Genomic DNA, 13951 nt, shown 5'->3' with positions numbered 1-13951 from the left:
GTTATGAGCGCGATCAACAAGTTTAAACATATTAAACCGAAAGTGGTTGTACAGCCGGCTCAACTGGTCAGTTTAGGTTCGCTGCCCAATCGAGAAGGTGTATCTCCACTGGTTATCCAGCCTGTTGAGAGCAGTGTGGACCTTGTTGCCTGGGCCAAAGACAATACCGCTATGCTTGAGGAGCAACTCCTCAAGCATGGCGCGATCCTCTTCCGTGGCTTTAAGCTGGCCAACCCGCTGGTATTTGAGGAGTTCGCCAGTACCCTGTGCCAGGATCTGTACAGCGAGAATGGGGAGCATCCGCGCGAGGAGATCAGTGGCAACATCTACACGCCGGTCTTCTATCCTCCGGAGAAAAAGCTGCTCTGGCACAATGAGAATTCCTTTAATGCTACCTGGCCCGTCAAGATCTGGTTCCATTGTGGTCGACCGGCCGACCAGGGTGGCGAAACACCTATTGTGGATAGCCGCGCCATTTATCAGCAGATCGATCCGGCCATTGTTGCGGAGTTTGAGCAGAAGAATGTGATGTATGTGCGTAACTATGGCACCGGCCTGGGCTTAAACTGGCAGACCGTGTTTCGCACCAAAGACAAGGGCGAGATCGAGGCGTATTGCCGTCGTGAACATATCGAATTCGAGTGGAAAGATAATGACCGCTTGAAAACCTTCCAGATCCGTCCCGCCGTCCTGAAGCATCCACAGACCGGTGAGAAGGTCTGGTGGAACCAGGCAACACACTGGCATACCGCCTGCCTGGACCCCGATGTACGGGCCTCCCTCTTCGAGCTCTTCGCCGAAGATGATCTGCCGCGTTGCTGTTACCTGGGAGATGGGAGTCCCATTGCCGACGAGGTGATGGAGCATATCTGCGCGGTCTATGAGCGCAATGAGATCAGTTTTCCCTGGCAGCAGGGCGACATTGTAATGTTGGACAACATGCTGATGGCGCATGCCCGCAATCCCTTTAAAGGCGCGCGTAAGCTCTATGTCGCGATGGGCGGCATGATGAGTTTGAATGACTTATAGTCTGGCGAGGAAAAAGCACGTGCAAAAAACAATTGAAGGCTATCGCCTCTCTCCACAGCAGCATTACCTCTGGGGTGCGCAGCAGGGGAATCGATTTTACGCGCAGGCCGTTGTTGAGCTCACTGGCAATCTTGTCAGTGAGCGGCTCAAGCTGGCCTGCGAACAGGTGTTGTTGCGCCATGAGATTTTTCGTACGACCTTTGTTGTCCTGTCCGGTACGTCGATGCCACTTCAGGTGGTACAGGAGCAGGCTCTCTACGATTGGAAGATGACCGATCTGCGAGACCTGGCGGTAGCCGAACGGGAAGTGGTGCTGGAAGAACTGGTGCAACAGGAACGTGAGCATGTATTCGATCTGGAACATGGCCCACTGGCTCTGCTGCACTATGTCTCCCTTGAGGCCCACAACGCTCTGTTGATTATGACCCTGCCCGCCCTCAACGCCGACCAGGCGACCCTGCAGCAATTTGTGAAAGAGGTGGCGCAGGCATACGATGCACCCGCATCGATTCCCAACGATGATGAAGAGCTGGTGCAGTATCTGCAGGTTTCTGAATGGCAGAATGAGCTGCTGCAGGATGAAGAGGGTGAAGCTGGGAGAGCGTACTGGCAGAAGCAGCGGGCCTCCGCCTTTGCCGATCTCTCCCTGCCAGGAGAGCGTAAAGCGCTCGCTGCGCGTGGCTCGTCCTCCATTCCTCAGATCTACCAGCAAGCGGTATCTCCCGCCCTATATGCCCAGGTGCAGCACTTCTCTGCCATTCAGCAGAGTACGGTTGAACAGAGCCTGCTGACCGCCTGGATCGTCTTATTGTGGCGCTTGAGCGGCAAGAGCGAGGTTCAGCTTGGGCTGGCCATGAATGGGCGCATCTATGATGAACTGACCGAGGTTGCTGGTCCCGTCACCCAGTTTGTGCCGTTCGCCAGCCGTCTCTATGATCGGCAGTCCTTCTTGGATGCGCTAGCGGCCACGCAGGCGACCCGGAACGAAGTTGACGAGATGCAGCAATATTTCGAGTATGAGCCGGGCAATGTTGCGGTCCCATTTAGCTTCGTATCGGTGGTACTACCAACTGCGTCTCAACTGGCGGATGGCAGTATTGCCATGCGCACGAGTAGTATCCACAGTGCTCCAACGAAAATCAAGCTGAGCGTTATTGAGCATGACAAGAAGCTGGCGCTCCAATGGCAATACGATGCAATCTCCTTCTCACAGGAAACTATCGAGCGCCTGGCCGCGCAATATCTGACTCTGCTTGAGCGGGCTGTCCAGGCTCCCCAGACGCTGATTGGTGTGCTGCCAATCTTAAGTGAAGCTGAGCGAGAGCAGCTGCTGGAGACGTGGAATGCTACCGCCAGCGAGTATCCCGCGCAGACAGGGGTGGCCCGGCTGTTTGAACTGCAGGCTGAGTGCACCCCCGACGCGATCGCTGTCCGGGATGCCGAGCAGCAGCTCACCTATGCCAGCGTGAATGCCCGCGCCAATCAGTTGGCGCGTTTTCTGCGCGCGCGTGGGGTTGGCGCGGAGACCCTGGTTGGTATCTGTTTGCCTCGCAACTGCGAGATGGTAGTCAGTATCCTGGCGATCCTCAAGGCTGGAGGCGCCTATCTGCCCCTGGATCCTACCTATCCGCAGGAGCGGCTGCACTTTATCATTGAGGATGCGCAGGCGGTGCTCTTGCTGACAACCGGCGACCTCTCCGCTCTGCTCCCGCAGGTAACCCCTATGATCCTGCTCGAAGAGCACGGAGAGGTGATCTCAAGCAGTGCAAGCACCAACCTCGCTCTTGAGACGCAGCCTGGCAATCTGGCCTATGTAATCTATACCTCCGGCTCAACGGGCAAACCCAAAGGGGCCATGATTACACTGCAGGGACTGACAAACTACCTCTGCTGGGCCCGGCAATTTTACGCCGTCGAGTCCGGCAGCGGGGCGCCGGTTCATTCTTCGCTGGCCTTTGATTTGACGGTGACCAGTCTGTTCCTGCCCTTGCTCAGTGGACGCGGTGTGACACTGGTCCCTGAAGCGCAAAATATTGAGGCCCTGGCCGCGGTTATGAAGCAGGGCCACAACTACAGCCTGATAAAGATTACGCCCGCGCACCTGGAGATGTTGAACCAGGTGTTGCGACCAGAAGAGTTTGCCGCCTCCACTCGCGCCCTGGTGATCGGTGGGGAGGCTCTACTGGCGGAACAGCTCTTGCCCTGGCGTGATTTCGCGCCTCAGACGCGCCTGATCAATGAGTATGGACCAACCGAGACGGTGGTAGGATGCTGCATCTATGATGCCCCGCTTTCCGCTGATCTACCCTCAGCGGTCCCGATAGGGACGCCGATCGCCAATACCTGGCTGTACGTGCTGGATGAGTGTCTGCAGCCGCTGCCGGCCGGTATGCCTGGCGAGCTCTATATCGGAGGTGATGGCGTCGCTCGTGGCTATCTCAATCGCCCCGGCTTAACCGCTGAACGTTTCATCCCCGATGCCTTCAGCGGCAGGTCTGGTGCGCGCCTCTACAAGACGGGTGACGTCGTTCGCTATCGCGGCGATGGGGTGCTTGAATACATCGGGCGTATCGACCATCAGGTGAAAATTCGCGGCTTTCGCATTGAGCTGGGTGAGATTGAAGTTTTGCTCAGCCAGTTTCCCGCTGTGCGTGAGAATGTAGTGGTTGTGCGTGAGGACCGGGCCGGTGACAAGCAGCTGGTGGCCTATGTAGTAGCGCGCGCGACCGAGCCGCTGGCGCTCCCTGCTCTGAAGGCTTTTCTGCAGCAACAGCTTCCCGCCTATATGGTGCCGGTGCATATCGTTGTGCTGGATGCCTTGCCGCTTACCTCCAATGGCAAGATTAATCGCCACGCCCTGCCAGAGCCGGGCAGCGTCGAGGGACAGGAGCAGGGGAGCTATGCCGCGCCCAGGACTCCAATTGAGCAACTGATCGCTGATATCTGGGGCAAGGTGTTGCATCGCCAGCGAGTGCCGCTGTATGACAACTTTTTCGAGATCGGCGGTCATTCGCTGCTGGCTACCCAGCTGGTCGCGCGGATGCGTGCCGCGCTCCATATAGAGATGAACTTGAATGTGCTCTTTGATAAGCCGGTCATCGCCCAGCTGGCACACTATGTCGAGGGCGCGCTCCGTCAGGCGCATGGGACGGCCCTGCAACCGCTGGTCCCGGTGGCGGCAACTGAAAGGGTGCAGCTCTCGTTCGCGCAGCAGCGCCTCTGGTTCCTGCAGCAGCTTGAGCCAGAAAGTACCGCGTATACGATCCCCCTGGTCCTGCGTTTGAAGGGCACGCTGAACGTGAGCGCCCTGGAGCAGAGCCTGCGGGAGATTGTGCGCCGCCACGAGGTGCTGCGCACCGTTTTTGTTGACCAGTCTGGTCAGCCCTTGCCACAGGTGCAAGATCTGTCGGCGTTCCAGGTGCGACATGTGGATCTGGCGAGTACGGAGGCGGAAGAGGTCGAAGCTTGTCTGCTACGCTTCTTGCAGGCCGAGATGCTGATCCCCTTTGATATTGAGCACGAGCTGTTGATTCGTAGCGCTATCATTCGCTGCGCGGCAGAAGAATATGTGCTGTTTGTCAATGTGCATCACCTGGCCTGGGATGGATGGTCAACCAGCGTCTTTCTGGGTGAATTGAATGCACTCTATACTGCTTATCATAAAGGCCTTGCATCTCCACTGGCCGAATTAGCTGTGCAGTATGGGGACTTCGCGGTCTGGCAACGCAACTGGCTGCAGGGTGAGGTGCTTGAGCGCCAGCTGGCCTACTGGCAGCAGCAGCTGGCGTCCGCGCCAGCCCTTGATCTGCCGACAGATTTCACGCGGCCCGCTGTCCAGAGCTATCGCGGCGCGCGAAAGAAGCTCGTTATCCCTGCCGAGCTGGGGAGGGATTTAGAACTGCTGAGCCAGCGTGAAGGCGTGACCCTGTTTATGACCCTGTTGGCCGCCTTCCAGGTTCTACTCAGCCGCTATGCGGGACAGACCGATATCAGTGTGGGGACGCCGATCGCCAATCGTACCTCGACTGAGGTTGAGGCATTGCTCGGCTTCTTTGTCAATACACTGGTGCTGCGCAGCGATCTCTCGGGCAATCCAGCCTTTACCCAACTGCTGCAGCGGGTACGCCAGGTGGCCCTGGATGCATATAGTCATCAGGATCTGCCGTTTGAGAAGCTGGTCGAGGTGCTGCAACCTGAGCGTGATCCCAGTCGTTCACCACTGTTCCAGGTGCTGTTCAGCCTGCAGAATGTCGATCAGGGAGAGCAGGAGCAGCTCTTAGACCTGGCGGTGGATACCGTTCAGCTGGCGCATGAGACCACCAAGTTTGATCTGAGCTTAATCGCCAGCCAGGATGATTCCGCGCTGGTCTGCTGGTTTGAGTACAACACCGACCTGTTTAAAGATCAGACCATTGAGCGGCTGCAGCAGCACTGGTTGACCTTGCTGGCCTCGATCGTGGCCAGTCCGTCGAGCGCCCTGGCCGATCTTTCATTGTTGCCTGAACAGGAACAGCAGATGCTGCTGGATACATGGAGTGGGGTAGCGACCGACTATCCGCGCGATGTCAGTATTGCACAGTTGTTTCACGAGCAGGTGCGGACCCGTCCGCATGCTATCGCCGTCAAGTGGCAAGATGTTGAGTTGACGTATGCCGAATTGAACGCGCACGCCAACCAGGTGGCCCATGCCTTGCGGGCGCATGGCGTACGCGATGAAGACCTGGTGGGTGTATATACCGAGCGCACACCGGCCCTGATTGTCGGCATGCTAGGCATCCTTAAGGCTGGCGCGGCCTACCTGCCATTAGATCCAACCTATCCTCAGGAGCGCCTTGCGCTGCTTATTGATGATGCGCGCACAAAATTGGTGCTCAGCAGTAGCGATCTTGCCGGTCGTCTGGATTTTTCTGCTCGGTTGGAGACCGCTCCGACCGTGTTGACGCTGCGAGAGTGCCTGGTTCCAGACTACAGTAGCGAGAATCCTGGCATTGCTGTCGCCGCGCATCAGTTAGCCTATGTTGTCTATACCTCTGGTTCAACTGGTAAGCCAAAGGGGGTAGCGGTTCCTCAGCGTGGTGTGGTGCGCTTGGTGAAAAACACAACCTATCTCCCTTTTAGCGTGCAGGAAACCTTTCTGCAGCTGTCGGCAACGTCTTTTGATGCTTCGACACTTGAGATCTGGGGGAGCCTGTTGAATGGAGCTCGCTTAGTCCTTCCACCGGTGGCGAAGCCATCGCTGGCGGAACTGGCACAGATAGTGCGCTCCGAGCGCGTCAGCGTGCTCTGGCTGACGGCCGGCCTGTTCCACCAGATGGTTGATGAGCATGTTGAAGAACTGGCACAGGTGAAATATATTCTGGCCGGTGGCGATGTGCTCTCGGTCCCGCATGTTCAGCGCCTGCTGCGCCATGCGCCTGACAGCGTGGTGATCAACGGCTACGGCCCGACCGAGAATACAACCTTCACCACCTGTTATCCCATGCAGCAGGGGGATGAGCCGGGCGATACCGTTCCCATTGGCTATCCGATCGCCAATACGCGCATCTATGTGCTGGATGAGCATCTGCGTCCGGCGCCTACGGGCGTCATTGGTGAGCTCTATACCGGTGGCGATGGATTGGCGCGCGGCTACCTGCACCATCCGGAACTGACCGCCGAGCGTTTCATTCCAGATCCTTTTGCGCAGGAAGCGGGCGGGCGTCTGTACCGCACAGGAGACCTGGTACGCTATCGGGAGGATGGTCGCCTGGAATTTGTCGGTCGCCGCGATTTTCAGGTCAAGATTCGTGGCTTCCGTATCGAGCCTGGCGAGGTTGAAGCTGTGCTCGCTCAACATCCAGCCGTCGGCGATCATATTGTGGTGACTCAGACGCGTGAGAGGGATAAGGTCCTGGTGGCCTATGTGGTTCCGCGGCAGGATGCCAGCGTTACCAGCGCCGAACTGAAGGCCTTTTTACGCGAGACGCTGCCAGAATATATGCTGCCGTCGCACATCATCTTTCTGGAGCGGCTGCCATTGACCGCCAATGGCAAGGTCGATCGGCGTGCCCTGCCCGCGATAGAGACTGAGCAAGCCTCGGCCATTACCACGGAGGCTGCGCCCAGAAATCCTCTCCAGGAGCTGTTGCTTGAGATCTGGCAACAGATCCTTGGGCGGCAGCAGATTGGTATCCACGATAATTTCTTCGAGGTTGGTGGTCATTCTCTGCTGGCAACCCGGCTGGCCTCGCGTATTCGTAAGCTGCTAAATATCGATATCGCCCTGCGAGTCCTGTTTGAAGCACCAACCATTGCTCTGCTTTCACAACACCTGCAGGAGCAGGATCAACTGCAGGCCGCCGCGCCGGTGATCGAGGCCACTCCACACGATCTGGCTCCGCTTTCATTCGCGCAGCAGCGCCTGTGGTTCCTGGAACAGCTAGAGCCGGGGAATATCGCCTATAACATTCCACTGGCCCTGCACCTGCGCGGCGCATTGAATGTGTCCGCGCTACAGCGAACCATCCATGAGGTGGTGCGCCGTCATGAGAGCCTGCGCACCCGTTTTGTGATTATTGATGGCGAGGCGCACCAGCAGATCGATCCATGCACGAGCTTTGTCTTTTCGCTTGAGCCGGTTGAGCAGGATCAGTCGGTTCAGGATCTGATCGAGCAGGAGGCACAGCAGCCCTTTGATCTGGAGCAGGGTCCGTTGTTCCGCGCCCGCCTGCTGCAGATCTCTGCCCAGGAAGCCATCTTCCTGCTGACTCTGCATCATAGTATCGCCGATGGCTGGTCTCTGAACATCCTGATCAGTGAAATCAGCCAGCTGTATACGGCCTATGTGAACGGGAAGCCTTCTCCCCTGGCCACATTACCGCTGCAGTATGCGGATTACGCGTTGTGGCAGCGCCAATGGCTGCAAGGCGAGGTTCTGGACGCTCAGCTGGCCTACTGGAAAGAGCAACTGGCAGGTGCTGAGCCGCTGGCCCTGCTCACCGATCACCCTCGTCCGGCGGTGCAGACCCATCGTGGCGCCTGTCTGCGCTATGAATTGTCGAGTGAGCTGAGCCAGCGGCTCAAGCAGCTGGGGCAGAGCGAAGGGACCACGCTGTTTATGACGCTGCTGGCGGCCTGGCAGGTATTGCTGAGCCGCTATAGCGGACAGGAGGATATCAGCGTCGGGACGCCGATCGCCAATCGGACCCAGGAGCAGGTGGAGGGCTTGATCGGCTTCTTCGTCAATACGCTGGTGCTGCGCAGCGATCTCTCGGGCAATCCCGACTTCCGCGAGGTCCTGCACCGGGTGAGAGAGGTGGCCCTGCAAGCCTATGCCCATCAGGATGTCCCCTTTGAAAAGCTGGTGGAGGCGCTGCAGCCCGAACGAGATCGGAGCCGCTCTCCGTTGTTCCAGGCGCTGTTCGGCGTGCAGCACGTAGCGCCAAATACCCTGACGCTACCGGGCTTAGAAGTCGAACTTCCCGGTAGTGAAGCGACCACCGCCAAGTTTGAGCTGAGCCTGACGGTTGTGGATACAACGCAGAACCTGTTGTGCGAGTTTGAATACAACAGCGATCTGTTTGAAGCCGAGACGATCGAGCGGCTGGCCGGGCACTGGCAGCGCCTGCTGAGCGCGCTGGTCAGTCAGCCGGAGACGCCGATTCAGGAGATCTCCTTCCTGTGCGCCCAGGAGCAACAGCAACTGCTGGTGGACTGGAATGAGCCCCGGCAGACCTTCTCGGTGAGCGAGACGCTGGTGCAGAGCTTTGAGCGACAGGTCAAAGCCCATCCCAAGGCGATAGCGGTAGCTGACGAGCGCGATGCATTGAGCTATGCACAGCTCAATGCGCGAGCTAATCAGCTGGCCCACGCGTTGCGGAGGCAGGGAGTAGGACCCAATCAACTGGTCGGGTTGTGTGTGGATCGGTCGGTGCACACGCTGGTGGGCCTGTTGGGTATCCTGAAGGCGGGCGGAGCCTATCTACCACTGGATCCCAGCTATCCGGCGGATCGGCTGCGCTTTATGCTGGAGGATGCCAGAGTGGCGCGCATCGTGAGCGAGCAGGCGCAAAGCCAGCTGTTCGCGGATCAGCCCGAGCTGCAACTGTTCTTGCTCGATGAGCCAGAGGCCAGCATCACCCAGGAGCCGATGCACAATCCAGAGCCAGTGAATGGCCCCCGGGATTTGGCCTATGTGATCTATACCTCGGGTTCGACGGGGCAGCCCAAGGGCGTGTGCATCTCACACGCCAATGTGCAGCGGCTCTTCGCGGCGACACAGCACTGGTTCCGCTTCAACGAGCGGGACGTGTGGACGCTGTTTCATTCCTACGCCTTTGACTTCTCGGTGTGGGAGATCTGGGGCGCGCTGCTGCATGGCGGCAAGCTGGTGGTCGTCTCCTACGAGACCAGTCGCACGCCAGAAGCATTCTATCTGCTGCTGCTCCGCGAGCAGGTGACGGTGCTCAACCAGACGCCCTCGGCCTTTGAGCAACTGCAGCAGGTCGATGCGAGCTATGAGCCGGAAATCAATTCAGCCCTGGCCCTGCGTTATGTGATCTTTGGAGGCGAGGCACTGGAACTGGAGCGACTGCGACTCTGGCTGCAGCGGCATGGGGATGAGCAGCCGCAGCTGATCAACATGTATGGGATCACCGAGACCACGGTGCATGTCACCTATCGGCGGATCCGCTGGGAGGATGTGGAGCAGGGGCGTGGTAGCCTGATCGGTTGCGCTATGCCCGACCTGCAGCTCTACGTGCTGGGTGAGCGCTTGCAGCCGGTGCCAGTAGGTGTGGCGGGGCAACTCTACGTGGGGGGAGCGGGATTGGCCTCGGGCTATCTGCATCGCGAGGCGCTGACGGCGCAGCGCTTTATCCAATCGCCCTTTGGAGGGCCGGGGGAGCGGCTGTATCAGACGGGAGACCTGGTGCGCTATCGGGGAGCGGGCGAGCTGGAGTATCTGGGTCGCATTGATCAGCAGGTGAAGATTCGTGGCTTCCGCATCGAGCTGGGGGAGATCGAGAGCCAGCTGCGCAAGCTGCCGGGGATCCGAGGTTGCACGGTGCAGGTAGCGGCGGATGGTCGGGGAGGCAAGAGGCTGGTCGGCTACCTGGTGCAGGAGGAAGAAAGCAATTGGGAGACCGGGGCACTGCGCCGGCAATTGCAGACTGTCCTGCCAGATTACATGCTTCCATCGCTGTTCATTAGCCTGTCCGAACTGCCATTAACTGCCAATGGCAAACTGGACCGCCGCGCTCTACCCACGCCTGAGCAGGCTGCAAGCCAGGGCGCACGCGAGCTGGTGGCGCCACGCGACGCGGTCGAGGAGATTGTCGCTGATCTGTGGAAAGAGATTCTGGGTCTGGAAATGATCAGCATCTATGACAATTTCTTTGAAATCGGCGGCCATTCGCTGCTGGCGACCCAGTTGCTCTCACATCTGCGCCAGATGCTCCAGATCGATGTGCCTTTACGCGATCTCTTTGAAAAACCGGTGTTGGCGGACTTCGCTGCCCACCTGCAATCGTTTGACGTTGATGAGGATGATGCCGAGGCTACGGCGATGCTAGCCGAGATTGAACAGCTTTCTGAACAGGAAGTAGCGCAATACTTCCTTGAGAAGAATGCCTGAGTAGTATAGAGGAGTATGATTATGCCTGGTCTTGCTCAGCGTATTGCCACTCTTTCGCCAGAGAAGCGCAAGCTTTTTCTGAAGAATATCGCGGAGAAGCGTGAGCATTCGGCGTCCTATCCCGTCTTGATGCGTCGTAAAGACGGTGCTCCGGCACCACTCTCATTCGCGCAGCAGCGTCTCTGGTTCCTTGATCAGTTAGAACCTGGTAGCTCTGTCTATAATATTCCGCTGGCTTTACGCCTGCGTGGCGCGTTCAATGTGTCTGCCCTTGAGCAGACACTGCGCGAGATTGTGCGCCGCCATGAAAGCTTGCGCACCCGTTTTGTCTCGCGTGCTGGTGAGGCATATCAACAGATTGATCCGGTAGAGAGCTTTTGCCTGGTTATTGTGTCAGATGTGGGGCAGGACCAGGTCCCGAACCTGATCGAGCAGGAGGCGCAGCGGCCCTTCGACCTGGAGCAGGGGCCGCTGTTCCGGGCCAGTCTGCTCGTGCTCTCTGAGCGGGAGGCTATCTTACTGCTGACCCTGCATCATAGTATCGCCGATGGCTGGTCCATGGGCGTTTTATCCCATGAACTGGGCCAGCTCTACCCAACGTTTATGGCTGGCCAACCTTCTCCACTGCCGGAGCTACCACTGCAGTATGCTGACTACGCCAGCTGGCAGCGCCAATGGCTGCAGGGCGAGGTACTGAATGTCCAGCTAGAGTATTGGAAGAAGCAGCTGGGGGGATCTGAGCCACTGGCTTTGCCCACCGATCACCCCCGTCCGGCGGTGCAGACCTATCGTGGAGCCAGCCGACGCCTGACCCTCTCAAATGCCTTGAGCCAGCGGCTCAAGCAACTGAGCCAGCGCGAGGGGACCACGCTGTTTATGACGCTGCTGGCGGCCTGGCAGGTGCTGCTGAGTCGCTATAGCGGACAGGAGGATATCAGCGTCGGGACGCCGATTGCCAATCGGACGCAGGAACAGGTGGAGGGCTTGATCGGCTTCTTCGTCAATATGCTGGTGCTGCGCAGCGATCTCTCGGGCAATCCCGACTTCCGCGAGGTCCTGCACCGGGTGAAAGAGGTGGCCCTGCAGGCTTATGCCCATCAGGATATCCCCTTTGAGAAGCTGGTCGATACGCTGCAGCCAGAACGGGATCGGAGCCGCTCGCCGCTCTTCCAGGTCCTTTTTGTGCTACAGAACCTACCAGCCAAACAGCAACAGTGGACCGATATTCAGATCGATGTGCTTGAGGCTCCTCACAGAACCGCCAAGTTCGATGTAAGTATGGCTGCCTCTGAAACACCACAGGGGCTCGTCTTCGATCTGGAATACAACAGCGATCTGTTTGAAGCCGAGACGATCGAGCGGCTGACCGGGCACTGGCAGCGCCTGCTGAGCGCGCTGGTCAGTCAGCCAGAGACGCCGATTCAAGAGATCTCCTTCCTGAGCGCCCAGGAGCGACAGCAACTGCTGGTGGACTGGAATGAGCCCCGGCAGACCTTCCCGGTGAGCGAGACGCTGGTGCAGAGCTTTGAGCGACAGGTCAAAGCCCATCCTACGGCCATCGCGGTGGTGGATGAACAACAGGCGCTGAGCTATGCACAGCTCAATGCGCGAGCTAATCAGCTGGCCCACGCGTTGCGGAGGCAGGGAGTAGGACCCAATCAACTGGTCGGGTTGTGTGTGGATCGATCGGTGCACACGCTGGTGGGCCTGTTGGGTATCCTGAAGGCGGGCGGAGCCTATCTGCCGCTGGACCCCAGCTACCCGGCGGATCGGCTGCGCTTTATGCTGGAGGATGCCAGAGTGGCGCGCATCGTGAGCGAGCAGACGCAGAGCCAGCTGTTCGCGGATCAGCCCGAGCTGCAACTGTTCTTGCTCGATGAGCCAGAGGCCAGCATCTCCCTGGAGCCGATGCACAATCCAGAGCCAGTGAATGCTCTCCAGGATCTGGCCTATGTGATCTATACCTCGGGTTCGACGGGGCAGCCCAAGGGCGTGTGCATCTCGCACGCCAATGTGCAGCGGCTCTTCGCGGCGACACAGCACTGGTTCCGCTTCGACGAGCGGGACGTATGGACGCTGTTCCATTCCTATGCCTTTGACTTCTCGGTGTGGGAGATCTGGGGTGCGCTACTGCATGGCGGCAAGCTGGTGGTCGTCTCCTACGAGACCAGCCGGACGCCGGAGGCGTTCTATCAACTGCTACAGCGGGAGCAGGTAACGGTGCTCAATCAGACTCCTTCGGCCTTCGAGCAGCTGCAGCAAGTGGAAGCCTCTGTAGATCCGGAGCAAGTAGCCGCGCTGAATTTACGCTACGTGATCTTTGGGGGCGAGGCGCTGGAGTTGGAACGGCTACGCCCCTGGCTGCAGCGGCACGGGGATGAGCGACCGCAGCTGATCAACATGTATGGGATCACCGAGACCACGGTACATGTGACCTACCGGCGGATCCGCTGGGAGGATGTGGAGCAGGGGCGTGGTAGCCTGATCGGGCAGCCGATGGCCGATCTGCAGGTGTATGTGCTGGGTGAGCGCTTGCAGCCGGTACCGGTGGGCGTGGCGGGACAGCTCTACGTGGGGGGAGCGGGACTGGCCTCGGGCTACCTGCATCGAGAGGCCCTGACGGCGCAGCGCTTTATCCAATCGCCCTTTGGAGGGCCGGGTGAGCGGCTGTATCAGACGGGAGACCTGGTGCGCTATCGGGGAGCGGGCGAGCTGGAGTATCTGGGTCGCATTGATCAGCAGGTGAAGATCCGTGGCTTCCGCATCGAGCTGGGAGAGATCGAGAGCCAGCTGCGCAAGCTGCCAGGGATCCGGGGTTGCACGGTACAGGTAGCGGAGGACGGTCGGGGAGGCAAGAGGCTGGTCGGTTACCTGGTGCAGGAGGAAGGGAGCAACTGGGAGACCGGGGCGCTGCGTCGGCAGCTTCAGGCCCATCTGCCCGAATATATGGTGCCAGCGCTGTTCATCACCCTGTCCGAGTTGCCATTAACCGCCAATGGGAAGTTAGATCGCAGGGCCTTACCGGCACCCGAGAATAGCCTGGCCCAGTTAGAGCTTGAGTATGTCGCTCCGCGCACTTCTCTGGAAGCCCGGCTTGCTGCCATCTGGGGCGAGGTCTTACAGCGCGACAAAGTTGGCGTTCATGCGAATTTCTTCACCCTGGGTGGTGACTCGATCCGCAGCATCCAGATTGTGGCAAAGGCGAAAGAACGCGAGCTCTACTTTTCATTGCAGCAACTCTTTCAATACCAGACTATCGCTGAACTGGCGGAGCAGATCCAGATCCAGCAGCCGCAGCAGCCGGTTCAG

Annotated in this window: 2 protein-coding genes and 2 pseudogenes; all 4 read left to right on the top strand. The window is 58.8% G+C overall.

Features of this window, described 5'->3' with window-relative positions:
- Window positions 1-3: 3 nt before the first annotated feature.
- On the top strand, window positions 4-1029 hold the full coding sequence (locus AABA21_RS03825) for a TauD/TfdA family dioxygenase (RefSeq protein WP_338247661.1): 1026 nt from the start codon (window positions 4-6) through the stop codon (window positions 1027-1029).
- 19 nt (window positions 1030-1048) lie between these two features.
- Window positions 1049-10642: a non-ribosomal peptide synthetase gene (locus AABA21_RS03820; RefSeq protein WP_338247660.1), complete on the top strand. Its 9594-nt coding sequence runs from the start codon at window positions 1049-1051 to the stop codon at window positions 10640-10642.
- 15 nt (window positions 10643-10657) lie between these two features.
- Window positions 10658-12097: pseudogene (locus AABA21_RS39650) on the top strand (condensation domain-containing protein); the annotation flags it as partial.
- A gap of 12 nt (window positions 12098-12109) precedes the next feature.
- Window positions 12110-13951 (top strand): annotated as a pseudogene (locus AABA21_RS39645) (amino acid adenylation domain-containing protein); the annotation flags it as partial.

The organism is Dictyobacter halimunensis (assembly GCF_036245075.1).
The sequence above is the reverse complement of the archived record's forward strand: the minus strand, read 5'-3'. Positions and strand labels throughout refer to the sequence as shown.